The 25,778-nt window shown below is 63.3% G+C and carries 21 protein-coding genes, 2 tRNA genes, 3 rRNA genes, 2 pseudogenes and 1 riboswitch; of the genes and pseudogenes, 19 read left to right on the top strand and 9 right to left on the bottom strand.

What is annotated here, in order from left to right; translation table 11 throughout:
- Positions 1–10 precede the first annotated feature (10 nt).
- The 5 genes from QM701_RS07885 (at position 11) to rplS (ending at position 3,208) form a co-directional block, all read left to right on the top strand.
- On the top strand, positions 11–943 hold the full coding sequence (locus QM701_RS07885) for a dihydrodipicolinate synthase family protein (protein ID WP_415166530.1): 933 nt from the start codon (positions 11–13) through the stop codon (positions 941–943).
- Positions 944–1,209: 266 nt separating this feature from the next.
- Positions 1,210–1,461, top strand: coding sequence for a 30S ribosomal protein S16 (gene rpsP, locus QM701_RS07880; RefSeq protein WP_415166529.1), 252 nt, complete (start codon positions 1,210–1,212; stop codon positions 1,459–1,461).
- A gap of 4 nt (positions 1,462–1,465) precedes the next feature.
- Positions 1,466–2,011 carry a ribosome maturation factor RimM gene (rimM, locus tag QM701_RS07875; protein WP_415166528.1) on the top strand — a complete coding sequence of 182 codons (546 nt, stop codon included), beginning with the start codon at positions 1,466–1,468 and terminating at the stop codon, positions 2,009–2,011.
- Positions 2,008–2,826 (top strand): tRNA (guanosine(37)-N1)-methyltransferase TrmD, encoded by an 819-nt coding sequence (trmD, locus tag QM701_RS07870; RefSeq protein WP_415166527.1) that lies wholly within the window; start codon positions 2,008–2,010, stop codon positions 2,824–2,826. The genes rimM and trmD overlap by 4 nt, the downstream gene beginning before the upstream one ends.
- A 1-nt stretch (position 2,827) precedes the next feature.
- Positions 2,828–3,208: a 50S ribosomal protein L19 gene (gene rplS, locus QM701_RS07865; protein WP_415166526.1), complete on the top strand. Its 381-nt coding sequence runs from the start codon at positions 2,828–2,830 to the stop codon at positions 3,206–3,208.
- 76 nt (positions 3,209–3,284) lie between these two features.
- Here the strand turns inward: rplS and folE2 are convergent, their stop codons facing one another.
- The 4 genes from folE2 to QM701_RS07845 are packed head-to-tail and all read right to left on the bottom strand — an operon-like array spanning position 3,285 to position 7,165.
- Positions 3,285–4,085 (bottom strand): GTP cyclohydrolase FolE2, encoded by an 801-nt coding sequence (folE2, locus tag QM701_RS07860; RefSeq protein ID WP_415169360.1) that lies wholly within the window; start codon positions 4,083–4,085, stop codon positions 3,285–3,287.
- A gap of 5 nt (positions 4,086–4,090) precedes the next feature.
- Positions 4,091–5,944 carry a 1-deoxy-D-xylulose-5-phosphate synthase gene (gene dxs / locus QM701_RS07855; RefSeq protein WP_415166525.1) on the bottom strand — a complete coding sequence of 618 codons (1,854 nt, stop codon included), beginning with the start codon at positions 5,942–5,944 and terminating at the stop codon, positions 4,091–4,093.
- A 25-nt stretch (positions 5,945–5,969) separates the two neighbouring features.
- The gene (locus QM701_RS07850; RefSeq protein ID WP_415166524.1) at positions 5,970–6,887 is read right to left on the bottom strand and encodes a polyprenyl synthetase family protein; all 918 of its coding nucleotides are present in this window, start codon (positions 6,885–6,887) and stop codon (positions 5,970–5,972) included.
- Positions 6,884–7,165: an exodeoxyribonuclease VII small subunit gene (locus QM701_RS07845; RefSeq protein WP_415166523.1), complete on the bottom strand. Its 282-nt coding sequence runs from the start codon at positions 7,163–7,165 to the stop codon at positions 6,884–6,886. The genes QM701_RS07850 and QM701_RS07845 overlap by 4 nt, the downstream gene beginning before the upstream one ends.
- Positions 7,166–7,450: 285 nt before the next feature.
- Here QM701_RS07845 and QM701_RS07840 point away from each other — a divergent pair, with 285 nt between their 5' ends.
- From QM701_RS07840 to QM701_RS07830, 3 genes and pseudogenes are all read left to right on the top strand, one after another.
- Positions 7,451–8,176 (top strand): DMT family transporter, encoded by a 726-nt coding sequence (locus tag QM701_RS07840; RefSeq protein ID WP_415166522.1) that lies wholly within the window; start codon positions 7,451–7,453, stop codon positions 8,174–8,176.
- Between the two features lie 31 nt (positions 8,177–8,207).
- Positions 8,208–8,567 (top strand): STAS/SEC14 domain-containing protein, encoded by a 360-nt coding sequence (locus QM701_RS07835; RefSeq protein ID WP_415166521.1) that lies wholly within the window; start codon positions 8,208–8,210, stop codon positions 8,565–8,567.
- Positions 8,564–9,407 (top strand): annotated as a pseudogene (locus QM701_RS07830) (sulfurtransferase). Before QM701_RS07835 ends, QM701_RS07830 begins: the two are co-directional and overlap by 4 nt.
- A 27-nt stretch (positions 9,408–9,434) precedes the next feature.
- On the opposite strand, the gene QM701_RS07825 reads toward QM701_RS07830, so the two are convergent.
- The 3 genes and pseudogenes from QM701_RS07825 to queG all read right to left on the bottom strand — a co-directional run bounded on the left by QM701_RS07825 (position 9,435) and on the right by queG (position 13,167).
- A complete protein-coding gene (locus tag QM701_RS07825; protein WP_415169359.1) occupies positions 9,435–10,748 on the bottom strand; it encodes a DUF1631 family protein in 1,314 nt (437 codons plus the stop codon).
- 120 nt (positions 10,749–10,868) lie between these two features.
- A pseudogene (locus tag QM701_RS07820) lies at positions 10,869–11,712 on the bottom strand (DUF1631 family protein); the annotation flags it as partial.
- Between the two features lie 130 nt (positions 11,713–11,842).
- A riboswitch (cyclic di-GMP riboswitch) is annotated at positions 11,843–11,928 on the bottom strand.
- A gap of 135 nt (positions 11,929–12,063) precedes the next feature.
- Complete coding sequence (queG, locus tag QM701_RS07815) at positions 12,064–13,167, bottom strand: tRNA epoxyqueuosine(34) reductase QueG (protein WP_415166520.1); 1,104 nt, start codon at positions 13,165–13,167, stop codon at positions 12,064–12,066.
- Between the two features lie 36 nt (positions 13,168–13,203).
- Between queG and tsaE the strand changes: the two genes are divergently transcribed.
- The 9 genes from tsaE (at position 13,204) to QM701_RS07770 (ending at position 22,281) form a co-directional block, all read left to right on the top strand.
- Positions 13,204–13,689 (top strand): tRNA (adenosine(37)-N6)-threonylcarbamoyltransferase complex ATPase subunit type 1 TsaE, encoded by a 486-nt coding sequence (gene tsaE, locus QM701_RS07810; protein WP_415166519.1) that lies wholly within the window; start codon positions 13,204–13,206, stop codon positions 13,687–13,689.
- Positions 13,644–14,936: an N-acetylmuramoyl-L-alanine amidase gene (locus QM701_RS07805; RefSeq protein ID WP_415166518.1), complete on the top strand. Its 1,293-nt coding sequence runs from the start codon at positions 13,644–13,646 to the stop codon at positions 14,934–14,936. Before tsaE ends, QM701_RS07805 begins: the two co-directional genes overlap by 46 nt.
- 519 nt (positions 14,937–15,455) lie before the next feature.
- Positions 15,456–16,995 (top strand): 16S ribosomal RNA (locus QM701_RS07800).
- 62 nt (positions 16,996–17,057) lie between these two features.
- Positions 17,058–17,134, top strand: a tRNA-Ile gene (locus tag QM701_RS07795).
- 41 nt (positions 17,135–17,175) lie between these two features.
- Positions 17,176–17,251, top strand: a tRNA-Ala gene (locus QM701_RS07790).
- Positions 17,252–17,487: 236 nt separating this feature from the next.
- A 23S ribosomal RNA gene (locus tag QM701_RS07785) occupies positions 17,488–20,373 on the top strand.
- An 88-nt stretch (positions 20,374–20,461) separates the two neighbouring features.
- Positions 20,462–20,575 (top strand): 5S ribosomal RNA (gene rrf, locus QM701_RS07780).
- Together the 16S, 23S and 5S rRNA genes with 2 tRNA genes alongside form the textbook arrangement of a ribosomal RNA operon.
- 147 nt (positions 20,576–20,722) lie before the next feature.
- Positions 20,723–21,283: a peptide-methionine (S)-S-oxide reductase MsrA gene (gene msrA, locus QM701_RS07775; RefSeq protein ID WP_415166517.1), complete on the top strand. Its 561-nt coding sequence runs from the start codon at positions 20,723–20,725 to the stop codon at positions 21,281–21,283.
- 44 nt (positions 21,284–21,327) lie between these two features.
- Positions 21,328–22,281 (top strand): MBL fold metallo-hydrolase, encoded by a 954-nt coding sequence (locus QM701_RS07770; protein WP_415166516.1) that lies wholly within the window; start codon positions 21,328–21,330, stop codon positions 22,279–22,281.
- 36 nt (positions 22,282–22,317) lie between these two features.
- Here QM701_RS07770 and tcdA read toward each other — a convergent pair whose 3' ends face one another.
- Positions 22,318–23,124 (bottom strand): tRNA cyclic N6-threonylcarbamoyladenosine(37) synthase TcdA, encoded by an 807-nt coding sequence (tcdA, locus tag QM701_RS07765; protein ID WP_415166515.1) that lies wholly within the window; start codon positions 23,122–23,124, stop codon positions 22,318–22,320.
- Complete coding sequence (locus tag QM701_RS07760) at positions 23,121–24,227, bottom strand: HD-GYP domain-containing protein (RefSeq protein WP_415166514.1); 1,107 nt, start codon at positions 24,225–24,227, stop codon at positions 23,121–23,123. Before QM701_RS07760 ends, tcdA begins: the two co-directional genes overlap by 4 nt.
- A 141-nt stretch (positions 24,228–24,368) precedes the next feature.
- Here QM701_RS07760 and QM701_RS07755 point away from each other — a divergent pair, with 141 nt between their 5' ends.
- On the top strand, positions 24,369–24,713 hold the full coding sequence (locus QM701_RS07755; protein WP_415166513.1) for an FKBP-type peptidyl-prolyl cis-trans isomerase: 345 nt from the start codon (positions 24,369–24,371) through the stop codon (positions 24,711–24,713).
- Positions 24,713–25,777 carry a pseudouridine synthase gene (locus QM701_RS07750; protein ID WP_415166512.1) on the top strand — a complete coding sequence of 355 codons (1,065 nt, stop codon included), beginning with the start codon at positions 24,713–24,715 and terminating at the stop codon, positions 25,775–25,777. The genes QM701_RS07755 and QM701_RS07750 overlap by 1 nt, the downstream gene beginning before the upstream one ends.
- The last annotated feature ends 1 nt before the right edge of the window (position 25,778 follow it).

The raw sequence follows: 25,778 nt of genomic DNA, 5'->3' as shown, positions 1-25,778 counted from the left end.
GGACGCCGACATGAAAGATCTGCGCGGTATCTACCCGGCGCTGCCGACGCCGATGCGGCCCGGCGGCGCGGTTGACTATCCGGCGCTCGATGCGCTCGTCGACTACGAGATCGGCCAGGGCGTCGACGGCCTGTACGTCGGCGGCTCGACGGCGGAATCCTTCCTGCTCACCGAGGACGAGCGCATGCGGATCGCCGAGACCGTGCTGCGGCGGGCGGCCGGCCGGCTCAAGGTCATCGTCCACACCGGCGCCGGCGGCACCGACGCCGCGATCCGGCTGTCGCGCCACGCCAGGGAGCACGGCGCCGACGCGATTTCGTCGGTGCCGCCGATCTACTTCAAATACACGACCGAAGAGATCATCGGCTACTACCGCGATCTCATCGAAGCCAGCGAAATGCCGCTGGTGGTGTACAACATTCCCGCGTTCACCGGCATCAACATGACCCAGGGCGGCATCCGCGAGCTGTTCAAGCACCCGCTGGTCGTCGCGCTGAAGCACACCAACACCAACATGTACGAACTGGAGCGCATCCTCGCGCATCATCCGCGGCTGGTGGCACTCAACGGCTACGACGAGGCCTTCCTTTCGGGCTTGTCGATGGGGGCGTCCGGCATGATCGGCAGTACCGTGAACTTCATGGCGCGCAAGTTCGTCGCCTTGCGCGACGCCTTCCTGTCCGGCCGCGTCGACGAAGCCTTCCGTCTGCAGCGCGAGGCCAACGAAATCGTGGAAACGCTGGTCGACGTCGGCGTGTTCAACGCGGTGAAGTACGCGATGCAACTGCGAGGCGTTCAACTGCGGTACGTGCCGGGGGCCGTTCAAGCCGCTTTCGGATGCCGACAAGGCGCGGGTGAGGGCCGTTCTGGAAAAGAATCTCGGAGAGCCTCTATAGAGAGGCGCCTGAGTTCCATGTCCCGCAGCACGGGGCCCGGAGCGTAAACCCTGTCGCCGGGTTCGCTCCGGTTTTTTTTGCCGCGATTCGCGCCTCGGCGGTCACATGAAATACGGTTTGCCGCGAGAAACGCGACGGCCCCGCAGCCGCCTCGGCCCGATCCTCGTGAGCCGTGGCGGCTATTACAAAAGCATGGGCGCCACCGCCGGGAACCCGTTTATGACCTTGATTCTTTTGCGGGAACAGGCGCTATCGACAATCAGAAATTTTGGTTATAATCTCGCACTTTTTCTGGATTCGGAAGAGAAAACCTATGGTAGTCATTCGTCTGGCTCGTGGCGGCGCGAAAAAGCGTCCTTTCTACAGCGTGGTTGTGGCCGATTCGCGTACCCGTCGCGACGGGCGGTTCATCGAGCGCATCGGTTTCTACAACCCGGTCGCTTCGGCCAATGAAGAAGGCCTGCGTGTCGCGGCCGACCGGCTGACCTACTGGCAGCAGCAGGGCGCCAAACTGTCGCCGACCGTGATCCGTCTGGTCAAGCAGTCCGTCAAGGCGGTGGCCTGATCCGTTGGCCGGGGAAGGAACCGGCGCGCAGCCGCCTGCCGACATCGTCGTGCTCGGCAAGGTCGTCGATTCCTACGGTTTGCGCGGTGCGATAAAAGTTCATCCGTTCGCCGACGATCCGCGCTCCTGGGGGGCGCTGCCGCATTGGTGGCTCGGTCGTGAAGGCGATGCGCCGGAAGCATGGCGCCGAGTGCGCCTGATGCGCTGCCGGGAACAGTCCGGCGTGCTGGTCGCGACGCTCGAAGGGATCGTCGACCGCGACGCTTCGGAGGCGCTCAGGGGAATGCTGGTGGGCGCGCCGCGCGTGGAGCTGCCGGCGACGGAAAGCGGAGAGTACTACTGGGGCGACCTGCTGGGACTCGACGTGGTGAACGTGCAGGGGCAGTCGCTCGGACAGGTCGCCGGGCTGATCGGGACGGCCGCCAACGACGTGTTGCGGGTGGATGACGGGGAAGGCAGGGAGCGCTTGCTTCCTTTCGTGGACGCCGTCATCCGGGACGTGGATGTGCCGGGGCGGCGTATCCTGGTCGATTGGGAAGCCGACTGGTGAGTCCCGCCGGGCGGGAGAATGCGGGGGCGTGTTTCGTTGCCGGCGTGGTGACGCTCTTCCCCGAGATGTTCGCCGCGGTGACGCAGTCGGGCGTGACGCGCCGGGCGCTGGAGGAAGGGCGCTGGAGCCTGGAATGCACCAATCCGCGCGATTACGCCACGGACAATTATCGAACAGTCGATGATCGTCCGTACGGCGGCGGACCGGGAATGGTGATGATGCCCGGGCCGCTGGAAACGGCGCTGCGTGCGGCCGGCGAGCGGCAGCGTGCGGCCGGCGCGGAGCGGAGCCGGGTCGTGTATCTGTCGCCGCAAGGCGCGCCGCTGACGCATCGGCGGGTGATGGAGATGGTGCGCGAGGTGACGGCGGGAGAAGGGCTGATCCTTCTCTGCGGTCGTTATGAAGGGATCGACGAGCGCCTGATCGAGCGCTGCGTCGATGAGGAGATTTCGATCGGGGATTTCGTGCTCTCGGGCGGCGAAATCCCGGCGATGGCCCTGCTGGACGCCATCGTCAGGCAGTTGCCGGGCGTGCTGAACGACGCCGAATCGGCAACGCAGGATTCGTTTGTCGCGGGCTTGCTGGATTGCCCGCACTATACGCGGCCGGAGGATTACGAAGGCGCGCGGGTGCCGGACGTGTTGTTGTCCGGGCATCACGAAGCAATCCGCCGTTGGCGCCTGATGCAGGCGCTGGGGCGGACGTGGCAGCGGCGGCCGGATTTGCTGGCGGCGCGTTCGCTGTCGAAAGAGGAAACGCAACTCCTGCGGCATTATCAGGAGCAATGCGGTCAGGAAAACACAAAGGAGTCTTAAAATGAATCTGATAGCGCAACTCGAGCAAGAAGAAATCGCCCGTCTGGGCAAGACGATTCCGGAATTCGCTCCCGGCGACACGGTGGTCGTCCAGGTCAAGGTGAAGGAAGGTTCGCGCGAGCGTCTCCAGGCCTACGAAGGCGTGGTCATCGCCAAGCGCAACCGCGGTCTCAACTCCAGCTTCATCGTACGCAAGATCTCCTCCGGCGAAGGGGTCGAGCGGACGTTCCAGACCTATTCCCCGCTGGTGGCGTCGATCGAGGTCAAGCGCCGCGGCGACGTGCGCCGGGCCAAGCTGTACTACCTGCGCGAGCGCTCCGGCAAGTCGGCGCGCATCAAGGAAAAGCTGTCGCACAAGACGAAGAAGGCCGCCGCCGAATAAGCGGCAGTTCCGTTCTTCTGCAAAGACAAGGGGCCGGCAAAAACCGGCCCCTTGTGTCGTCTGGAGGGCGCGTCAACTACGCCGGCTGGCGCTTGGCGTTCTCGATCAGCGCGTACGCCGAGTGGTTGTGGATCGACTCGAAGTTCTCGGATTCGACGACGTACGATCCGATGCGGTTTTCCGCGTTGAGCTTGGCGGCCACGTCGCGCACCATGTCCTCGACGAACTTCGGGTTGTCGTAGGCGCGCTCGGTGACGTACTTCTCGTCGGGCCGCTTGAGCAGGCCGTAAAGCTCGCACGACGCCTGCGCCTCGACCAGCTGGACGATTTCCTCGATCCATACGTGTTCGAGGATGCGCGCCGTGACCGTCACGTGGGAGCGCTGGTTGTGCGCGCCGCGGTCTGAGATCTTCTTGGAGCACGGGCACAGGCTGGTCACCGGCACGACGACCTTGATCGTCGAGGCGATCTCGCCGTGGCAGATCTCGCCGATCAGGGTGACGTCATAGTCGATCAGGCTCTGCACGCCGGAAACCGGGGCGGACTTGTTGATGAAATAGGGGAAGTTCATCTCGATGTGCCCGGTTTCTGCCTCCAGCTTGCGGACCATCTCGCGCAGCATGGCCGGGAAGTTCTCCACCGAGATTTCGCGTTCGTGGCTGTTCAGAATCTCCACGAAGCGCGACATGTGCGTGCCCTTGAAATTGTGCGGCAGCCCGACGTACATGCTGAACACCGCGATAGTGTGCTGGACGCCGCCCGAGCGGTCGAGCACCTTGACCGGATGACGGATGGATTTGATGCCCACGCGATTGATGGCGATGCGCCGGGTATCGGCGAGGCCTTGCACGTCCACCATGGCGGCGGGGGTCTGCATGTTGCTCATTGTCTGTCCTGATAGGTTTGCACGGTGCGGAGAATGCCGGCCTTGTCGAGCCCGGCTTCCGCAAGCAGCCTGAACTGATCGCCGTGATCGATGAAGCGGTCCGGCAGCCCCATCCTGGCGAGGCGCGCCGGGCTGCCCGTCTCGTCGAGAACGCGGGCGACTTCCGCGCCGGCGCCGCCGATCAATACGTTTTCTTCGATGCTGATCAGCAGCGAATGTTCCCGCGCCAGCTCGGCGATCAATTCACGGTCGATCGGCTTGACGAAGCGCATGTTGGCGACCGTGGCGTCGAACTCCTCGGCGGCCTGCAGCGCGGGCGTCAACATGCTGCCGAAGGCGAGCAGGGCGACGCCCTTGCCGCGCCGCCGTATCTCGCCCTTGCCGAAGGGAATGTCCGCCAACGTGGGTTGCGTCTCCACGCCCGGACCGGTGCCGCGCGGATAGCGCACCGCGCAGGGGCCGTCGTGGCGGAATGCGGTGGTCAGCATCCGGCGGCACTCTTCCTCGTCGGCGGGGGCCATGACGGCCATGTTGGGGACGCAGGTCAGGTAGGAGAGGTCGAACGCGCCATGGTGGGTCGGGCCGTCGGCGCCGACCAGTCCGCCCCGGTCGAGGGCGAAGACGACCGGCAGATTCTGCAGCGCGACGTCGTGCAGCAACTGGTCGTAGCCGCGCTGCAGGAAGGTCGAATAAATGGCGAGCACCGGACGCATGCCCTCGCACGCCAGCCCGGCGGCGAAGGTCACCGCGTGCTGCTCGGCGATGCCGACGTCGAAATAGCGCTCGGGGAAGCGTGCGGCGAATTCCATCATGCCGGAGCCTTCGCCCATGGCCGGCGTGATGGCGATCAGCCGGGGCTCGACGGCGGCCATGTCGCACAGCCATTGCCCGAAGACCTGGGTGTAGGTCGGCTTGCCGCCGGACTTGCCTTCGATGCCGATCTCCGGCTGGAACTTGGACACGCCGTGGTACAGGATCGGATCGGCCTCGGCCAGTTTGTAGCCCTGGCCCTTGCGCGTGACCACGTGCAGGAACTGCGGGCCCTTGAGCTTCTGCAGGTTCTGCAGCGTCGGGATCAGCGAGTCGAGGTCGTGTCCGTCGATCGGGCCGATGTAGTTGAAGCCGAGCTCCTCGAACAGGGTGCCGGGCGTCAGCATGCCCTTGACGTGCTCTTCCACGCGGTTGGCGAATTCGAGCAGGGAGGGCGAGACGCCGAGGACCTTTTCGCCGGCGCGGCGGGCGGCGTTGAAGGTGCTGCCGGACAGGGCACGGGCGAGATACTTGGTCAGCGCGCCGACCGGCGGGGAAATCGACATGTCGTTGTCGTTGAGGATGACGAGCATGTCGGCGTCGGCCACGCCGGCGTTGTTGAGCGCCTCGAACGCCTGTCCGGCGGACATGGCGCCGTCGCCGATGATGGCCACCGTGCGCCGCGCGTCGCCGTTGAGCTTGGCGGCCAGCGCCATGCCGAGCGCCGCGGAGATCGACGTCGAGGAATGGCCGACGCCGAAGGTGTCGTACGGGCTTTCGCAGCGCTTGGGGAATCCCGACACGCCGCCGTGGCCGCGCAGCTTGGCCATCCCGGCGCGGCGGCCGGTGAGTATCTTGTGCGCGTAGGTCTGGTGGCCGACGTCCCAGACCAGCCGGTCGTTCGGCGTGTCGAACACGTAGTGCAGGGCGATGGTCAGCTCGACCGTGCCGAGGTTCGATGAGAGGTGGCCGCCGGTGCGCGAGACCGATTCCACGAGGAAAGCGCGCAGTTCCTCCGCCAGTTGCCGCAGTTGCTTCCGGTCGAGTTCGCGCAACTGCGCGGGATGGTCGATGGTATCGAGCAGAGGATAGGTGTCCATGGTGCGTGTGTCGCGAGTCAGGCCGTCAGAACTGGCGGCGGGCGATGAAGTCGGTCAATTCGACGAGCCGATGCGCGCGGTCGCCGAACGTCTCTAGCGACGCGAGTGCCTGCTCCCGGAGCTGGCCGGCGAATTCCCGGGCCGGTTCCAGCCCCATCAGGCCCACGTAGGTCGGCTTGTCCGCCGCCGAATCCTTGCCGGCGGTCTTGCCGAGCGTCGCCGTGCTGGCGGTGCAGTCGAGGATGTCGTTGACCACCTGGAAGAGCAGGCCGGCGCGTTTGGCGAAACGATCCAGCGCCTTGACCGCCGCGTCGGGCAGCGGTTCGCCGCAGAGCGCGCCGAGCGTCACCGCGGCGCGGATCAGCGCCCCGGTCTTGAGGGCGTGCATCAGCTCAAGTTCCGGCAGTTCCAGCGTGCGGCCGACCGCGTCGAGGTCGATCGCCTGGCCGCCGGCCATGCCCAGCGAACCGCTGGCGCGCGCCAGGCAGCGCAGCATTTCGAGTTGAACGGCCGGGGCGCCGAGGTTTTCCCGGGCGAGCAGTTCGAACGCCTGTGTCTGCAGGGCGTCGCCGACCAGCAGCGCGGTCGCCTCGCCGTATTCGACATGGCAGGTGGGCCGGCCGCGCCGCAGCACGTCGTTGTCCATGCACGGCAGGTCGTCGTGCACCAGCGAATAGGCGTGGATCATTTCCAGCGCGCAGGAGACGATCTCCAGTTTCTCCGCGGGCGCCCCGCAGATTTCGCCGGTGGCGAAGGCCAGCAGCGGGCGCACCCGCTTGCCGCCGTTGAGGCACGCATAGCGCATGGCCTGATGCAGGCGCGCCGGAATGGCTTCCGCGGACGGCAGATGGCGCGTGAGCGCCTGTTCGACGCGCTCCTGGACGGAGGCCATCCATTCCTGGACGGCCGGACGAATGGCGCCGGCGGCGACGGAAGCGGTCATCGGGGCGTCTCCCCGTCCAGGTTCGCGTCGCGCAATTCGCCCTTCTCGAAGATCTGGATTCTGCGCTCCGCCTCGCCGAGCTGCTGCTGGCAATGCCGGAGCAGTTCGCTGCCGCGGCGGTAGGCGCAGATCGATTCTTCCAGGGAGAGTTGTCCGCCTTCCATGTCCTGCACGATCCGTTCGAGCTCCGCGAGGGCCGCCTCGAACGGGGTGTCCGGGGGTACCGCCGACGCGGGAAACTCGTTCGCGTCCTTTTCCGCAACCTGTGATCGAACCATGGCGTACAACCGCTAAAACATTGAAAAATAGCCCAAGGATAGCACTTCGGTCAATTGGAAAGGTGGCCGAATGGGAATAGAATGGCGCTTCCCTGCCGCCGATCCCGGTTCGGCGCATTCCGGCAGGACGCTTTCCCTCCAGCTTCGAGACGGCCATGCAGTCCTTGTGGATGATTGTCGCCAGTTTTTTCTTTGCCAGCATGGGCGTGTGCGTAAAACTGGCGTTCAACGCAGTACTCGGCCGCCGAGATCGTCTTCTACCGCTCGTTCCTCAACCTGCTGTTCATGCTGATCCTGATGCGGGCGCGCGGTCTGTCCGTCAGGACGCCGCTGTGGATGCTCCACGTCCGGCGCAGCGGCAGCGGCTGCTTTTCGCTGATGCTCTATTTCTACGCGATCAGCATGCTTCCCCTGGCGTCCGCGGTGACCCTTTCCTATACCTCGCCGCTGTTCCTGGCGCTCTATCTGGCGCTGCTCGGCAAGGTCCGCCTGCGCGGCGGAATGATCTTCGCGCTGGTGCTGGGATTCGCCGGCGTTGCCCTGCTGTTGCGCCCGTCCTTCCATGCCGAACAGCTGCTCGGGGGCATCATCGGGCTGGCCAGCGGCATGATCGCCGGCGTGGCGTATTTCAACGTCAAGGAACTGGGCGAGCGCGGCGAACGGGAGGAGCGGATCGTCTTTTATTTCGCCCTCGTGTCGACGGTGCTGGCCGTCGTCTGGATGCTGTTCTTCGAGTTCCATCCGCTCGACCAGCGGGGCGGGATGCTGCTGCTCGGCGTCGGCACGTTCGGGACGCTGGCGCAGCTGGTGATGACCCGGGCCTACAAGCGCGGCAACACGCTCATGTCGGCCAGCCTGGCCTACACCACGGTGATCTTCGCCAGCCTTTTCGGGGCGGCGTTCTGGGGCGAGACGCTGAGCGCCGGAGCCTGGTCCGCGATCGCGCTGATCGTGGCCAGCGGGGTGGTGGCGACGTGGTTTTCCCGGGCCAATCCCGCCGATCAGGACTGATGTTAAACTCGGCCGCACAGGAGGTGTGGCCATGATCGTCATCCAGCATCAAAACAACCGCGTCTTGGTTAACGTTTACGGCGAGTTCACGCTGGCGGATTTCAAGGAATTCGAGGAGTTGGTGAACTACAAGGTGCGTTTCGAAGGCCCGGTCGACCTGCTCATGGACTTGCGGGAAATGGCGGATTTCACCGTCGACGTGGCTTGGGAGGACATCGTTTTCGCCCGCGCGCATCCGAACGATTTCAAGCGCATCGCCGTCGTCACGCAAAGCCAGTGGGTGGCGTGGAGCGCCTGGCTGTCGCACATCTTCGTCAGCGCCGAGATGAAGGTGTTCGACAGCGACGCCGAGGCGACCGCCTGGCTCGACACGGCGGAGGTCGCCGAATGACGTTCTCGACGCTGGTTTCGTGCGAGGAACTCGCGGCCCATCTGGCCGATCCCGACTGGCGGGTCTTCGATTGCAGCCATCGCCTGACGGACCCCGCGTACGGTGAAAAGGCCTATGCCGAGGGGCATCTGCCGGGCGCCGTCTTCATGCACCTCGACCGGGACCTGTCCGCGCCGATGAACGGGCGGAACGGCCGCCATCCCCTGCCTGATCCTCAGGCCCTGGCCGCGAAGCTCGGCGCGGCCGGTGTGAACGAACGGACCCAGGTGGTCGTCTGACGACGACGACGGCGGCATGTACGCCGTGCGGCTGTGGTGGCTGCTGCGCTGGCTGGGCCACGACCGCGTCGCCGTGCTGGACGGCGGCATCGGGGCGTGGATCGGCCAGGGACGGCCGGTGACGGCCGCGCCGCCCGCGCCGCCCGTTGCTGCGCAATTCGAAGTCCGCCTGCGCGACTGGGTGGTTACGGCGGACCAGGTTCTGGCAAATCTCGGGAAGGACGACGTCTGCCTGATCGACGCCCGCGGTCCGGACCGTTTCCGCGGCGAAAACGAGACTATGGACCCGGTGGGCGGGCATATCCCCGGAGCGCGCAACCGTTGCTTCCGCGACAACCTCGACGCTGCCGGAGCGTTCCGGCCGGCGGCGGAATTGCGCCAGCAGTTTCTCGGCATTCTCGCCGGGGCCGAGCCGGAGCAGGTGGTGATGTATTGCGGTTCGGGCGTTACCGCCTGCCACAACCTGCTGGCCATGGAAGTGGCCGGCCTGCCGGGCGCGCGGCTCTATGCGGGGTCATGGAGCGAGTGGTGCGCCGACCCCGGCCGTCCCGTCGCCCGCTGATCGCGCGTTTCGCCGGCCGGTCCGGTTCTAGAAGGCATTGATCGATTCGAGCGCGCCGTTCAGCGCGCGCTCGAAAATCGCCTCGTCGCGCACGATCGCCGCCTTGCCGTCGCGGATCTGCTTGGCCAGCGCGTCGGGCGTGATCGAAATGGCCTTGGCCGAGCGGTGGTTGCTGAACAGCAGGATGCCGCGCTGGGGACTGATCCAGTTCAGGCGTTCGCGGCTGGTCTGGCCCTCGTCGATGAATTCCACCCAGTCGCCGCGTCTCAGCGCGTTGACCTGCTGGAAGATGTCGCGATCGCCGTCGCGCCACACGGGCGGCGCGCCGACGAGGATGACTTCCTCGACCTGGACGCCGTTGTCGACGCTGCGCATGACCAGCAGATCGCCTTCCTCCTCCGGGGCGGGTGGCGACTCCTCCTGGCGCGCCGCTGGCGGCGTTTCCTCGGCAAGCTGCCCGGCGGATTCCCCTTTGAGTGCGGCGGAGTGGAGTTTCACCAGCGCATCGAAAAAGGTGCGGCGCTGCGCCGGATCGCCGTCGATCCTGTCCAGTCCCTTGTTGAGCGCCGCCAGCAGGCGGGGAAGCAGGTCGATCAGCTTGAGGCGATCGTCCGGCAGTTTCTTGGGCGTGACGCTCCACGCCAGATCCTGCATGACGCCGATGGCGGATTCCCAGTCCGCTTCGGCCTTCCTGCCGTCCACCGCGATCCGCTGCAGGACGGCGATCCAGTGTTCTTCCAGGAAACCGGCCACCGCGGCGGGCTGCGGCGCGCTCCGCAGGAACGAGCGAACCGCCTGCTGGGCGCGTTCCCAGGCGTCGGCTTCGATTTCATGCTGGATGACGACGTTCGCGGCGGCCAGCGCCGTGTCGTTTTCCTCGGCTTCGCGTTCGTCGACGAACGCTTCCAGCTCATCGACCGCCTGTCCGAAAATATCGACGTCTTCCTCGAATTCCCGCTGGATGCGTTCGACCAGATCGGACAGCTTGACGTAGAACGGATCGCTTTCGTCGACGGCGCTGCCCCAGCGGGTCGAGATGCCGGAAATGCCGGCCAGGAAACGCCGCGTCGGATGCAGGCGGTCGCCGAAGAAGCCGGGATTGAGCATGGCGACCTTGAGCACCGGAATCTGCAGCCGGCTGATCAGGGCCTTGATGCCGATCGGGATGCGCGCGTCGTCGAAGATGAGGTCGAACAGCATGGCGACGATATCCATCGTCACGGCTTCCAGACCGCTGGCCTGTTTCGCTTCCTCCGAGTCGCGGACCTGCTTGACGTGGTTGACGAGGACGCCGTCCGGACGCGCGGGGCCATGCTGATACTCGTTCAGCGACGCGAGCAGCAGGCGGTTCGACCGTCGCCGCGTCGAACGCTGGCGGCGTCTCCGCGATCGGCGGCGATGCGGGCGCGGCCTGGAAGCCCGCGCCGGAATTCGCGATGGCGCCGGCCGGCCCTTGCGCCGCGCGCGCCACGGCGAGCCGCTGCAGCGCCTCCAGGATAGCGGGTTCCGCCAGCGGCGGCATGCCCGGCGCCTGATCGCCGGCAGAACTGCCCGCGATGCCGGCGGCGGCGCCTCCCGCCGGCAGGTTGCGCCGGTACGTCCGCTTGAGATCCGGCAGGATGTTGCGTTCGATCAGATATGCGTTGATCTGTCCATAAACCCCCGGCAGGGAAAGATGCAGATGGCGTTCGAGCCGGCGCAGCAGAATGAGGCGCGATTCGGCGTCGGCGCCGATCGAACCGCAGGAATCGGAAAGCGCCTGGCAGATCGCCGGCGGTCCCAGCGGATTGTCCTGGGCGTCCTGGTTTTCGTCATGGCCGAGCAGGACGGCGACGCGGCGGTTGAGCGTATACATCTCCTCGTCGCATGTCTCGGCCAACTGCGCCGAAAACTCGCGCACGACGATGCGCTCCGAAAGCTCCGCGTCGTCGACCAGCTGCAGCCCTTCGAAATCGGGTATTTCCAGCGGGGCCTGCGGCGTCTCGCCGCCGGTCGCCGCCTGATCCTGGCGGCGCTCGATTTCCGACGACACGTTGCGGCGGAAGGACTCGACGAGGTGTTGCCAATCGCGTTCGATGTCGGCGCGCAGGTCCAGATAGCGCGTCTGCCGCAGGCGCTCCCGGGTGGAATCGGCCAGCACGAAGAGTTCTTCGGAAACGGCCGCCGAGACCCCGCGCAGCCAATCGCACAGGCCATCGACCAGCCGCTCGCGGCATTCGGTGAGCAGCCGCTGGCCCGGACTGCGGACGCGCCCCAGGGCGCTCAGGGAGACGACCCGGCTGGCGTTGGAACCCGCTTGCGTCATGATGTCGCTCTCACGCGGACGACGGCCGCCGGCGGTTCTGGAAGGGCGGCGGCTCCGGGCGCAAAAGCCGGTTTCGTCCGCCTGACGGCACGGGATGTCTTGACGTTACGGTGCACGATCGACCTCGTTTTCTGGTGGCCCCGCTACCTTGGTCGTCTCGACTGTAGGCCGGTGGCTTTGCGTCGCCGCCTTTCGACGGCTTTGCCCTGTTTCAGAGACCGGCACCGATGCGGGGGCCGGTCGGTTTCTCGCATCGCCCCGCACCGCGCGCCGCAGTTCAGAGACCGGCGCGGGACGAAGACGGAGCGTACCCACCAAATACTAAAGGAAAATGCCTGAAAATCAAGCAATTCACCAGTCCGTGCCGGCGACCCGCGCCAGCGCCCAGGCCACGTGTTCGCGCACCAGCGCCGACGGATGATCGCGGCGGGCCAGCAGGGCGGCCCGGATCTCCTCCGTCGGGTCCGCGTTGCCCAGCGCGACCGCGATGTTGCGCAGCCACCGCTCATGGCCGATGCGCCGGATGGGGCTGCCGGCGAGGCGCCGTTCGAACTCCTGCTCGTCCCAGGCGAACAGGTCGACGAGCTTCGCGTCGTCCAGTCCGTTGCGCACCGCGAAGTCGGGATCGCCGATCTTGGCAAAGCGGTTCCAGGGACAGCAAAGCTGGCAATCGTCGCAGCCATAGATGCGGTTGCCGATCAACGGGCGCAGCGGCAGAGGGATGGGGCCGTGCAGCTCGATGGTCAGGTAGGAAATGCACAGCCGGGCGTCGAGTTCGTAGGGCGCGACGATGGCGGAGGTCGGGCAGACCTCGATGCAGCGGGAACAGGTGCCGCAGTGCTCGTCGATGGCCGCGTCGGCGGGCAGGTCCAGCGAGGTGTAGATTTCTCCGAGAAAATGCCACGAGCCGTCCCGCGACAGGGTGAGTGTGTGCTTGCCTCGCCACGAAATACCCCCCTGCACCGCGAACTCCACCTCCATCACCGGCGCGGAATCCGAAAATACCCGATAAGTGAAGGGAAGGTCGGGCTGCGTCGCCGCCAGTTCCGTCCCGATGCGCGTTGCCAGCCGCTGCAACTGTTGGCGAACTTTCCGGTGATAGTCGCGGCCAAGCGCGTAGCGCGCAACGTAGGCGGCCTCCTTGTCGGCCAGCACCCGGGCGCTGTCGGCCGCCTGCGGCCAGTAAGACAGGCGGGCCGAGATGACCGATGCCGTGTTGGGAACGAGCACTTCAGGCCTGGCGCGCAGTTCGCGATGTTTGGCCATATAATCCATCTCCCCGTGGCGCCCGAGCCCGAGCCAGCGTTCGAGTCGTATGGGCGCCTGGGAAACATCGGCGCGGGCGATACCGATCGAGGAAAACCCCAGTTCCTTTCCCCACCGCTTGATCTTTCCGACCAGCGCCGCCGCGTCGAAGCCGCCGTCGGCGGCCGTATTGGAGTGCCTCGTGTGCATAGCCAGCATCTTAGTCCGTCCCGCGCGCCCGGATCGTTGAAACGGGAACTGCCCGATGAAGCGGCGACCGTGGCGCTGGGCCGCCAGCTCGCTCCGTTGCTCATGCCCGGTATGGTCGTATGGCTCGATGGCGACCTCGGTGCGGGCAAGACCACGCTGGTGCGCGCCCTGCTCAGGGCCTTGGGGTACGCCGGTCCCGTGAAAAGCCCTACTTACACACTGGTTGAAGTTTACGTAGTTTCGAGCATATACTGGTATCACTTTGATTTTTATCGTTTCAGCGATCCAGAAGAGTTTGCCGATGCCGGGCTGGACGAATATTTCCGCGATGACGCCGTGTGTCTGGTCGAGTGGCCCGAGAAAGCGGCCGGCTTCGTCCCGCCCGCCGATCTTGCGCTCCATTTGCGTTTCCCGGCCCACGATGCATGCGCCGGACGGATCGTCGAACTGCTTGCCCGCTCGGAACGAGGGCTCAAATGTCTGACGGCCCTCGCCAACCCCGCCTGCCAAGGCGAGGACTGATCAAGTTCGCCGGCGCGTCGTTGCTGCTGCTGGTCACGCCAGTCGGCAAGGCAGCGGTAAACCGCCAGCCGGGCGTGCTCGCGGTCAGGGTATGGCCGGCCGCCGACTACACGCGGGTGACGATCGAGCTCGGGGCGCCGCTGAAATTCTCCCATTTCACGGTCAAGAACCCGGAACGCCTGGTCGTCGATCTGGAAGGCATCGAATTCACCAACGTCCTCGAGAGCCTGTCGAACAAGATCAGCGTCAACGACCCCAACATCAAGCTCCTGCGCGCCGGACGTTTCAAGCCCGGCGTGGTGCGCCTGGTGATGGAACTGAAGAACGAGGTGCGGCCGCAGGTCTTCGAACTGCCGCCGGTGGGGAACTACGGCCACCGGCTGGTGCTTGACGTCTACCCGCTCGAACCTCCGGACCCCCTGATGCAGTTGCTGGAGAAAAACGAACGGAATGACGATCCGGGAAAACAGGACGACGCGACGGAGGTGGCCAAGGCGGAAAGCAAGCGCCCCGGCCGGGCGGTCGTCGACCGTCTGGTGACCATCACGCTGGACCCCGGGCACGGCGGCGAGGACCCGGGCGCGGTGGGGCGCGGCGGCACCTACGAGAAGACCGTCACGCTGGCCATCGCCAGACGGCTCAAGGCCAGGATCGACAGCGAGCCGAACATGCGCGCCGTGTTGACGCGCGACACCGATTTCTTCGTCCCCCTGCACATGCGGGTACAGAAGGCGCGCCGCATCCGCTCGGACCTCTTCGTGTCCATTCATGCCGACGCCTTCGTCCGGCCGGATGCCAACGGCTCCTCGGTGTTTGCCCTTTCCGAGAACGGCGCGTCGAGTTCCGCGGCGCGTTACCTGGCGCAAAAGGAGAACGAGGCGGACCTGATCGGCGGCGTCAATCTCGACGTCCGGGACCCGGTCCTGGCGCGCACGCTCCTCGACCTGTCCCAGACGGCGACGATCAACGACAGCCTCAAGCTGGGCAGGGAAGTCCTGCAGGAACTCGGCGGCATCAACCGCCTGCACAAGGCGAGCGTCGAACAGGCCGGCTTTGCCGTGCTGAAGGCGCCCGACATTCCGTCGATCCTGATCGAGACGGCGTTCATTTCCAATCCTGAGGAAGAGAAGCGCCTGAACGACGAGGCCTACCAGCACAAGATGGCCGACGCCATCATGGCGGGCATTCGCCGTTATTTCGCGAAAAATCCGCCCCTGGCCAAGTCCAAATTGGCCCGCTTGGACTGATTGCCGCCCCGGATGGCCGGTCGTGGAAAGAGGCGGCCGGCCTTCCGCCGCCACTTTTTTCCGCCTCATTGTTTTTCATAAACAGGCGCTTACGCAGTTTGTTGCAAAAATGTCTCAATTTTTTGCTGCCAATGTGTTGACGCTCCTTCCTGGCTCTGTATAATGCGCATCTTTCCTTGCTGGCGCAGCAAACAAATTGCAGGGAAATCAAAGGGTTGCGGATTTTTGATTGCCTTCGGGCGAGACAAAAATAAATTCTGAAAAGAGTTGACCGATTAAAAATCCTCTGTATAATGTGCGCCTTCGCTGCTGACGCAAGCGACAAAGCAACTAAGTGGTTGTTTTGAATGTTCTTTAAAAATGAGACGATTGATAGGTGTGGGTTTTTGGTCTTTGGGATGACCTGCGTAAGTGGGTTATTAAGAGATTGGAAGCTCGCGCGAAGTAGGAAGGCTGCGGACTTGAGGGAACTTGGGTTTGCAGTTGGAAGGACGTCAAGCGAGAGTTTTAACAGGAATTGAACTGAAGAGTTTGATCCTGGCTCAGATTGAACGCTGGCGGCATGCCTTACACATGCAAGTCGAACGGCAGCACGGGTGCTTGCACCTGGTGGCGAGTGGCGAACGGGTGAGTAATACATCGGAACGTACCTGAGAGTGGGGGATAACGTAGCGAAAGTTACGCTAATACCGCATATTCTGTGAGCAGGAAAGCAGGGGACCGCAAGGCCTTGCGCTTTTGGAGCGGCCGATGTCGGATTAGCTAGTTGGTGAGGTAAAGGCTTACCAAGGCGACGATCCGTAGCGGGTCTGAGAGGATGATCCGCCACACTGGGACTGAGACACGGCCCAGACTCCTACGGGAGGCAGCAGTGGGGAATTTTGGACAATGGGCGCAAGCCTGATCCAGCCATGCCGCGTGAGTGAAGAAGGCCTTCGGGTTGTAAAGCTCTTTCGGTGGGGAAGAAATTGCACTTGATAATACCGAGTGTAGATGACGGTACCCGCATAAGAAGCACCGGCTAACTACGTGCCAGCAGCCGCGGTAATACGTAGGGTGCGAGCGTTAATCGGAATTACTGGGCGTAAAGCGTGCGCAGGTGGTTGTGTAAGTCAGATGTGAAATCCCCGGGCTCAACCTGGGAACTGCATTTGAGACTGCACGGCTAGAGGATGGCAGAGGGGGGTAGAATTCCACGTGTAGCAGTGAAATGCGTAGAGATGTGGAGGAATACCGATGGCGAAGGCAGCCCCCTGGGCTATTACTGACACTCATGCACGAAAGCGTGGGGAGCAAACAGGATTAGATACCCTGGTAGTCCACGCCCTAAACGATGTCAACTGGATGTTGGGAGGGTTAAACCTCTTAGTGTCGTAGCTAACGCGTGAAGTTGACCGCCTGGGGAGTACGGCCGCAAGGCTAAAACTCAAAGGAATTGACGGGGACCCGCACAAGCGGTGGATGATGTGGATTAATTCGATGCAACGCGAAAAACCTTACCTACCCTTGACATGCCAGGAACCCTGCTGAGAGGTGGGGGTGCCCGAAAGGGAGCCTGGACACAGGTGCTGCATGGCTGTCGTCAGCTCGTGTCGTGAGATGTTGGGTTAAGTCCCGCAACGAGCGCAACCCTTGTCGTTAATTGCCATCATTCAGTTGGGCACTTTAATGAGACTGCCGGTGACAAACCGGAGGAAGGTGGGGATGACGTCAAGTCCTCATGGCCCTTATGGGTAGGGCTTCACACGTCATACAATGGTCGGTTCAGAGGGTTGCCAACCCGCGAGGGGGAGCTAATCTCAGAAAGCCGATCGTAGTCCGGATTGCAGTCTGCAACTCGACTGCATGAAGTCGGAATCGCTAGTAATCGCGGATCAGCATGCCGCGGTGAATACGTTCCCGGGTCTTGTACACACCGCCCGTCACACCATGGGAGCGGGTTCTGCCAGAAGTGGGTAGCCTAACCGCAAGGAGGGCGCTTACCACGGCGGGGTTCGTGACTGGGGTGAAGTCGTAACAAGGTAGCCGTAGGGGAACCTGCGGCTGGATCACCTCCTTTCTAGAGAAAAACCGGGATCAAGAACCCACAACCTATCGATCGTCACATGCGGTACAGACGGAGGGTCTGTAGCTCAGTCGGTTAGAGCACCGTCTTGATAAGGCGGGGGTCGTTGGTTCGATTCCAACCAGACCCACCAACGTTTGAACGATGAGGTGTTCAAGCGGCGGAGATCTGATCGGGGGATTAGCTCAGCTGGGAGAGCACCTGCTTTGCAAGCAGGGGGTCGTCGGTTCGATCCCGTCATCCTCCACCATTGCCTGGGATTTCCGGGGTCAGAAGTAAGTACTGGGTCCAGTATTTACTTCTGACGGATGAAAATCTGTACGCTCTTTAACAAAATGGAAGAAGGTTGTATCGCTGGCTGCCGACAAACCAAGGCCAGTGATACGGTTGTAATTGCATCGACAACTTCTTGTTACAGCTAGCAAGAAGTTGCACAAACGAGTTGCCTGTAGCTTCGCGGTCTCGCAAGAGAGCGCAAGGTTATAGGATCAAGCGACTAAGTGCATGTGGTGGATGCCTTGGCGATTACAGGCGAAGAAGGACGTGCAAGCCTGCGAAAAGCTCCGGGGAGCTGGCAATGAAGCTTTGATCCGGAGATGTCCGAATGGGGAAACCCACTCCGCAAGGAGTATCGTGTTCTGAATACATAGGGGCACGAGGCGAACCGGGTGAACTGAAACATCTAAGTAGCCCGAGGAAAAGAAATCAACCGAGATTCCCAGAGTAGTGGCGAGCGAAATGGGACCAGCCTGCAAGTGATAGCGATCGCGTTAATGGAAGCCTCTGGAAAGTGGCGCCGTAGTGGGTGATAGCCCCGTACATGAAAACCCGATCGTGGTACTGAGCTTGCGACAAGTAGGGCGGGGCACGTGAAACCCTGTCTGAACATGGGGGGACCATCCTCCAAGGCTAAATACTCGTAATCGACCGATAGTGAACCAGTACCGTGAGGGAAAGGCGAAAAGAACCCCGGGAGGGGAGTGAAATAGATCCTGAAACCGCATGCATACAAACAGTGGGAGCCTCGCAAGGGGTGACTGCGTACCTTTTGTATAATGGGTCAGCGACTTACGTTCAGTAGCGAGCTTAACCGAATAGGGGAGGCGTAGGGAAACCGAGTCTGATAAGGGCGATTAGTTGCTGGGCGTAGACCCGAAACCGGATGATCTATCCATGGCCAGGATGAAGGTGCGGTAACACGCACTGGAGGTCCGAACCCACTAGTGTTGAAAAACTAGGGGATGAGCTGTGGATAGGGGTGAAAGGCTAAACAAATCCGGAGATAGCTGGTTCTCTCCGAAAACTATTTAGGTAGTGCCTCACGTATCACCTTTGGGGGTAGAGCACTGTTATGGCTAGGGGGTCATCGCGACTTACCAAACCATTGCAAACTCCGAATACCGAAGAGTGCGAGCGTGGGAGACAGACATCGGGTGCTAACGTCCGGTGTCGAGAGGGAAACAACCCAGACCGCCGATTAAGGTCCCCAAGCCATAGTTAAGTGGGAAACGAGGTGGGAAGGCTTAGACAGCCAGGAGGTTGGCTTAGAAGCAGCCATCCTTTAAAGAAAGCGTAATAGCTCACTGGTCGAGTCGTCCTGCGCGGAAGATGTAACGGGGCTCAAACTATGCACCGAAATCGCGGATATGTACTTGTACATATGGTAGGAGAGCGTTCTGTAGGCCGTTGAAGGTGGCTTGTGAAAGCTGCTGGAGGTATCAGAAGTGCGAATGCTGACATGAGTAGCGATAAAGCGGGTGAAAAGCCCGCTCGCCGAAAGCCCAAGGTTTCCTGCGCAACGTTCATCGGCGCAGGGTGAGTCGGCCCCTAAGGCGAGGCTGAAAAGCGTAGTCGATGGGAAACTGGTCAATATTCCAGTACCTCTTTGTAATGCGATGGGGGGACGGAGAAGGTTAGGTCAGCCGGGTGTTGGACGTCCCGGTTTAAGCGTGTAGTCGTGCCTGGTAGGCAAATCCGCCGGGCTAAGATGAGGCGTGACGACGAGTGGTCTTGTACCGCGAAGTGATTGATACCCTGCTTCCAAGAAAAGCCTCTAAGCTTCAGTTATGAAGAGACCGTACCGCAAACCGACACAGGTGGGCAGGATGAGAATTCTAAGGCGCTTGAGAGAACTCAGGAGAAGGAACTCGGCAAATTAGCACCGTAACTTCGGGAAAAGGTGCGCCCTGGTAGGTTGTAGCGATTTACTCGCGAAGGCTGAAAGGGTTGCAGTGAAAAGGTGGCTGCGACTGTTTAATAAAAACACAGCACTCTGCAAACACGAAAGTGGACGTATAGGGTGTGACGCCTGCCCGGTGCCGGAAGGTTAAGTGATGGGGTGCAAGCTCTTGATCGAAGCCCCGGTAAACGGCGGCCGTAACTATAACGGTCCTAAGGTAGCGAAATTCCTTGTCGGGTAAGTTCCGACCTGCACGAATGGCGTAACGATGGCCACACTGTCTCCTCCTGAGACTCAGCGAAGTTGAAATGTTTGTGAAGATGCAATCTCCCCGCGGCTAGACGGAAAGACCCCATGAACCTTTACTGTAGCTTTGCATTGGACTTTGAACCGGTCTGTGTAGGATAGGTGGGAGGCTTTGAAGTGAGGACGCTAGTTCTCATGGAGCCGTCCTTGAAATACCACCCTGATTTGTTTGAGGTTCTAACCATGGCCTGTGAATCCAGGTCTGGGACCGTGCATGGTAGGCAGTTTGACTGGGGCGGTCTCCTCCCAAAGTGTAACGGAGGAGTACGAAGGTACGCTAGGTACGGTCGGACATCGTGCTAATAGTGCAATGGCAAAAGCGTGCTTGACTGCGAGTCCCACAAGACGAGCAGGTACGAAAGTAGGTCATAGTGATCCGGTGGTTCTGTATGGAAGGGCCATCGCTCAACGGATAAAAGGTACTCTGGGGATAACAGGCTGATACCGCCCAAGAGTTCATATCGACGGCGGTGTTTGGCACCTCGATGTCGGCTCATCACATCCTGGGGCTGTAGCCGGTCCCAAGGGTATGGCTGTTCGCCATTTAAAGTGGTACGTGAGCTGGGTTTAAAACGTCGTGAGACAGTTTGGTCCCTATCTGCCGTGGGCGTTGGAAATTTGAGGGGGCCTGCTCCTAGTACGAGAGGACCGGAGTGGACATTCCTCTGGTGTACCGGTTATGACGCCAGTCGTATCGCCGGGTAGCTATGAATGGAAGAGATAAACGCTGAAAGCATCTAAGCGTGAAACTCGCCTCAAGATGAGATTTCCCCGGGGACTCGATCCCCCTGAAGGGTCGTCGAAGACCACGACGTTGATAGGCTGGGTGTGGAAGCGCAGTAATGCGTTAAGCTAACCAGTACTAATTGCCCGTGCGGCTTGATCCTATAACCTTGCGCAGCAACTCGACGCTGCAATTGCAACCAACCTTCTCCCGTTTTGCGCATGGCCCACCGGCCGTGCGGACAAGTTATGCTTGGCGGCCATAGCCCTTCGGACCCACCCCTTCCCATCCCGAACAGGACCGTGAAACGAAGTCGCGCCGATGATAGTGCACAGCTCGTGTGCGAAAGTAGGTCACCGCCAGGCTCCCCTCTCAAAGCCCTCTCGCCTTCACAGGCCAGAGGGCTTTTTATTTGGCTGAATAAAACCGTGCCGCTCTCCTGGGAGAGTCTGCGGCGGAGCTTTTTTCTTTGCCGCCGGTCATATGGTTTGTCTTGCCTTGAGAGAGATACCATGACTGAACGGGACAGCGAAATCGCCACTTTCGGAGGCGGCTGTTTCTGGTGCACCGAGGCGGTTTTCGAGCAGATCGAAGGAGTTCTTTCCGTCGTGCCGGGGTATTCCGGCGGTGCGCTCGGGAATCCCTCGTATCGCGAGGTTTGCCGCGGAGACACCGGGCATGCCGAAGTCGTCCGGATCATGTTCGATCCCCTGCGGGTCGATTTCACGACGCTGCTCGAAGTCTTCTTCGCGACTCACGATCCGACCACGCCGAACCGTCAGGGGCATGACGTGGGCTCACAGTATCGATCGGTGATCTTCTATCATTCCGTCGAGCAGAAGGCGGCGGCGGAAAAGGCGATCGCCGCGTTCGATGCGGAGAATCCGCAGGGAACTCCGGCGGTGACGGAGGTGCTGCCGGAGCAGCCGTTCTATCCCGCTGAGGATTACCACCATCGGTATTTCCGGCAGAACCCCGAGCAGGCGTATTGCCAGGCGGTGATTTCGCCCAAATTGTCGAAGTTGCGGAAGCACTTCCGCCGATTGATCAGAACGAGCGAAGACAGCCGGTGAATCGCGGATAATTGGCGAGTCGCGTTTCTTCGGTTTTTTCTCTCATGAACGGCCTGATTTCTTACGGAAACGGCATCCATGCCGTCGATGCCCATTACCTGCGCCCCCGGTTTGCGGCGGTTCACGTGATCGAGGAGGGCGGGCGCATCGCTCTGGTCGATACGGGGACGAATCATTCCCTGCCCTGGGTGCTGTGCGCGCTCGAACAACTCGGGGCCACAGCCGATCAGGTCGATCATGTCCTGCTGACGCACGTCCATCTCGATCATGCCGGTGGCGCAGGGCTGATGATGCGGACGTTTCCCAATGCGCGGCTGGCGGTGCATCCGCGCGGCGTGCGTCACATGGTCGATCCGTCGCGATTGATTGCCGGAGCCGCGGCGGTGTATGGCGAAGACGAGATACGGCGGCTCTACGGCGAGGTGCTGCCGATAGACGCCGGGCGCATTGTCGAGGCCACGCACGGCCTGCGCATCGATCTCGCCGGCCGCGGGCTGCGCGTCCTGGATACGCCCGGCCATGCCCGCCACCACGTATGCTTCCGCGATGAGCGGACCGGCCATATCTTCACCGGCGACGCGCTGGGGGTCTCGTATCCCGAGTTCGACGCGGGGAATAAACGCTTCGTCTTTCCCGGGACGACGCCCGTCCAGTTCAGTCCCGAGGACATGCATGCGTCGATCGACATGCTGCTCGGCTGCGATCCCGGCGTGTGCTACCTGACGCATTTCGGCCAAGTGACCGGCGTGGCGCGGATCGTTTCGGACCTGCATCGCCTGATCGATGCCTACGTGGCCATCGCGCGGCGGCACCGTAACGCCGGGAGCGCGCGCCATGCGGGCATTTGCAGCGATCTGGCCGATCTTCTGGTCGAGGAAATCCGCGCCATCGGGTGTGCGCTCGGACGCGAACAAATTCTGGCGCTGTTGACCCAGGACATCGAAATCAATGCCCAGGGGCTGGAAGTCTGGCTTGACGGCGAGGCAGCGCGGGGTTGAATTCACTTTCGGCCGTGCAACACGGCGGTCGCCGGTTCATCGCCCAACGGCTGTTCCAACCTGGGCGATATAATTCAGCGCGGCGCCGGCCGCGAAGAATCCGAACGACGCGGTGACGCAGACCGACGATCCATAGCCCGCGCAATTGAGCCCGGCCGGGCCCGGCTGCACCGCGCAGGCGTCTCCCCGTTCCGGATGGCGGACAGGCTCGGTCGAGAACACGGCCGGAATCCCGAATTTTTTCTTGGGATCGCGCGTGAAGCCGTATTCCTTGCGCAACAGGGACCGCACTTTCGCCAGGAGCGGGTCCTGCACGGTACGCGAGAGGTCGGCGATGCCGATCCGGGTCGGGTCGGTTTGTCCGCCCGCTCCGCCGGCGGTGGCCAGCGGCAGGCCGTGGCGGGCGCACCAGGCGATCAGGGCCGCCTTGGTGCGCACCTGATCGATGGCGTCGACGACGTAATCGAAATCGCGGCCGATCAGGGCGGCCACGTTTTCCGGCGTGACGAAGTCTTCGATCGTTTCGACGCGGCACGCCGCGTTGATGGCGCGGATGCGTTCGGCCATGGCGTCCGTCTTGGCCTTGCCGAAGGCGCCGTCGAGCGCGTGGATCTGGCGGTTGACGTTCGATTCGGCGACGATGTCCAGATCGATCAGCGCGATGCGGCCGATCGCCGAGCGCGCCAGCGCCTCGGCGGCCCAGGAGCCGACGCCGCCGATGCCGACCACCGCGACGCGGGCCGCCTGGAAGCGCTGCAGCGCGCCGGCGCCATAAAGGCGGCCGACGCCGCCGAAGCGCCGCTCGAAATCCGGTTCTTCTCCGCTGGCGGCTGCGGCGCTCATGGGTTGATGGTGCGGTGGATGACCTGGTTGAACGGCTCGATCCACTCGGGGGCGAACTGGTTGTCGCATGCGTTGATCTCGGCGACGGCACGCAGCACCGAGCGATTCCTGCCGCGGCTGGCGTGCTTGAGCATGACCGACTCGAAGGCGTCGACGATGGCCAGTATCTTGGCGCCGTCGCAGATCGCCGGTGCGGCGATGCCTTCCGGGTAGCCCCGGCCGTCGGGCATTTCGTGATGCTGCGCCACCATCTCGGCGGCGGCTCCCCAGCCGGCCATGCGCGACAGCAGGCCGGCGGCATGGCCGGGGTGGTTGCGCAGCAGCGTCCGCTCCTCGGGGGTCATGTGCTCGACCTTGAGCCAGACGCTTTCGGGCAGGAACATCATGCCGACGTCGTGCATGTAGATGGCCGCTTCCAGCTGTATCGGATCGACGATCTTGCCCCGGATCTGGTTGGTCTCGGCGGCGAGGCGGAGAAGCCGCAGGGTGCGGCCCTTGAACAGCGGCGAGCGGCTTTCGAGCTGGTCGGCGAGCGAACGGAAAAACAGCAGGTCGTCGCCGATCTGAGTCGGCGAACGTTCGATCGAGCTCGACGCCGGGCCGCGCCCGAAGTTCGCCGGCTCCGCGGCGGGGCGGAAATCCGTCACGGTCTCGATCAACTGCCCAGCAACCGCGTGTACGTCGCCGGCGGACGCGGCCGCCAGGCTTTCCAGCCCCTGCACCAGGGCAAGAAGGCGGAGATTTTCCAGCGGCCGGCGGGCGCGCAGGCTCTCCACGGCGAGTTCGAGCCGATCGACGGCCAGCAGGATCGCTTCGGCGAGCGTGTCGCTGAAGGCGATCTCGCCGTTGCGCAGGCGGGCGAGCAGGGTTTCGATCGGATGCGCGACGGCGACCGCCAGTTCGATCCGGCACAGCCCGGCGTCGCCCTTGATGTTATGCAGGGCGCGAAAGAGATTGCCGATGGTCTGGCGGTCGCCGGACGCCTGCCGCAGGCAGGAAATGTCGCGCTCGATGCCGGGCGCGGCGTCGTAGAGCGATTCGGCGAATTCGTCCAGCGCGTGAAAATCCCTGATCTCCGGCGTAATTATCGATCTGATATCCATGCCGTCTCCCTGGGCAGGAACAAGCGCCAAGTTTAGCCGAAAGGCGGGGATTTTCCGACGCGGCCGGGCAAATTGCGCTGGCCGGGGATGCCGTGCTGGTCTACACTTCGCGCTTCGTCGTAGCGCAAGGAGGCCTGAACCATGTCCACAACGACCACGGAATCCGGATTGCAGATCGAGGAAGTGCGGGTCGGCAACGGCGACGCCGCCGCCTCGGGCCAGTTCGTCAGCGTGCACTACACGGGGTGGCTGACCGATGGCGCCAAGTTCGATTCGAGCAGGGATCGCGACGAGCCGTTCGAGTTCGCGCTCGGCCAGCGCACCGTCATCGCCGGCTGGGACGAAGGCGTGCAGGGCATGCGCGTCGGCGGCGTGCGCAAGCTGACCATTCCGCCGCACCTGGGCTACGGCGCGCGCGGCGCCGGCGGCGTCATCCCGCCGAATGCGACGCTGGTGTTCGAGATCGAGCTGCTCGACATCCTCTGATGCCCGAGTCGCGACGCAAGACCCTCGGTCTGCCGGTGCGCGCGGACGGCGAGCAGCGTCCGGTCAACCCGCGCCGCAAGCCGGTGCGCGGCACTGGAAACACCGCGCGGCGCGTGCCGGCCGAGGCGGAAGCCGCGGAGCCGGCGAGTACGGCCAAGATCGACTGGCGGAAAAAATCCCCGGCCAGACGCGGCGAGCGCCCCGGCGGGCAACCGCCCGCGGTGGCGCCGGCTCGCCCGAAACCGCCGCCCGCGCCCAGGCCCAAGGCAGCGGCGAAGGTCGCCGATACGTCGCCTGGCGTGCGCGGCGAATCCCGGCCGGAACCGGAGAATCATCCCGCCGGCGTGCGCGTCTCCAAGCTGATGGCCGAGCGCGGTTTGTGCTCCCGGCGCGAGGCGGACGAGTTCATCGTGCGCGGCTGGGTTTACGTCGACGGCGAGCGGGTCGCCGAACTCGGCACGCGCGTCGATCCGTCGGCGAAGATTTCCCTCGACGCGCAGGCCCGCGCCGTCCAGCAGCGCCAGATGACGATCCTCCTGCACAAGCCGGTCGGCTACGTCTCCGGCCAGCCGGAGCCGGGATGCCAGCCTGCGATCGTGCTCGTCCGGCCGGAAAACCAGCAGCGCTCCGCCGATACGCCGCTCTTCCATGCCTCGCATCTCAAGGGGCTGGCGCCGGCCGGCCGGCTGGACGTCGATTCGACCGGCCTGCTGGTGCTGACGCAGGACGGGCGCGTGGCGAGGCAGCTGATCGGCGAAAACTCGAAGGTCGAGAAGGAATACCTAGTGCGCGTGGAAGGCCGGCTCGTCGATGGCGGGCTGGCGCTGCTCAACCACGGGCTGGCGCTGGACGGCAAGCCGCTCCGGCCGGCCCGGGTCGAATGGCTGAACGACGACCAGCTGCGCTTCATCCTCAACGAAGGGCGCAAGCGCCAGATCCGCCGCATGTGCGAGCTGGTCGGGCTGCGCGTGGTCGGCCTCAAGCGCGTGCGCATCGGCGCGGTCCGCCTGGGCGACCTGCCGCTCGGGCAATGGCGCTACCTGCGGGAAAACGAGACGTTCTGAC

Origin of the sequence: Propionivibrio sp. (genome assembly GCF_047602565.1) — a bacterium.
Taxonomy (GTDB): Bacteria; Pseudomonadota; Gammaproteobacteria; order Burkholderiales; family Rhodocyclaceae; genus Propionivibrio.
Note: the sequence above shows the minus strand (reverse complement) of the source record. Positions and strands in the feature narration are given on the sequence as shown.

Bases quoted from the DNA above. Each gene is read 5' to 3' on its own strand.
- QM701_RS07885 (WP_415166530.1), top strand. From the start codon at position 11: ATGAAAGATCTGCGCGGTATCTACCCGGCGCTGCCGACGCCGATGCGG.
- rpsP (WP_415166529.1), top strand. From the start codon at position 1,210: ATGGTAGTCATTCGTCTGGCTCGTGGCGGCGCGAAAAAGCGTCCTTTC.
- rplS (WP_415166526.1), top strand. From the start codon at position 2,828: ATGAATCTGATAGCGCAACTCGAGCAAGAAGAAATCGCCCGTCTGGGC.
- folE2 (WP_415169360.1), bottom strand. From the start codon at position 4,085: ATGCAGACCCCCGCCGCCATGGTGGACGTGCAAGGCCTCGCCGATACC.
- dxs (WP_415166525.1), bottom strand. From the start codon at position 5,944: ATGGACACCTATCCTCTGCTCGATACCATCGACCATCCCGCGCAGTTG.
- QM701_RS07850 (WP_415166524.1), bottom strand. From the start codon at position 6,887: ATGACCGCTTCCGTCGCCGCCGGCGCCATTCGTCCGGCCGTCCAGGAA.
- QM701_RS07845 (WP_415166523.1), bottom strand. From the start codon at position 7,165: ATGGTTCGATCACAGGTTGCGGAAAAGGACGCGAACGAGTTTCCCGCG.
- QM701_RS07840 (WP_415166522.1), top strand. From the start codon at position 7,451: ATGCTGATCCTGATGCGGGCGCGCGGTCTGTCCGTCAGGACGCCGCTG.
- QM701_RS07835 (WP_415166521.1), top strand. From the start codon at position 8,208: ATGATCGTCATCCAGCATCAAAACAACCGCGTCTTGGTTAACGTTTAC.
- queG (WP_415166520.1), bottom strand. From the start codon at position 13,167: ATGCACACGAGGCACTCCAATACGGCCGCCGACGGCGGCTTCGACGCG.
- QM701_RS07805 (WP_415166518.1), top strand. From the start codon at position 13,644: ATGTCTGACGGCCCTCGCCAACCCCGCCTGCCAAGGCGAGGACTGATC.
- msrA (WP_415166517.1), top strand. From the start codon at position 20,723: ATGACTGAACGGGACAGCGAAATCGCCACTTTCGGAGGCGGCTGTTTC.
- QM701_RS07770 (WP_415166516.1), top strand. From the start codon at position 21,328: ATGAACGGCCTGATTTCTTACGGAAACGGCATCCATGCCGTCGATGCC.
- tcdA (WP_415166515.1), bottom strand. From the start codon at position 23,124: ATGAGCGCCGCAGCCGCCAGCGGAGAAGAACCGGATTTCGAGCGGCGC.
- QM701_RS07760 (WP_415166514.1), bottom strand. From the start codon at position 24,227: ATGGATATCAGATCGATAATTACGCCGGAGATCAGGGATTTTCACGCG.
- QM701_RS07755 (WP_415166513.1), top strand. From the start codon at position 24,369: ATGTCCACAACGACCACGGAATCCGGATTGCAGATCGAGGAAGTGCGG.
- QM701_RS07750 (WP_415166512.1), top strand. From the start codon at position 24,713: ATGCCCGAGTCGCGACGCAAGACCCTCGGTCTGCCGGTGCGCGCGGAC.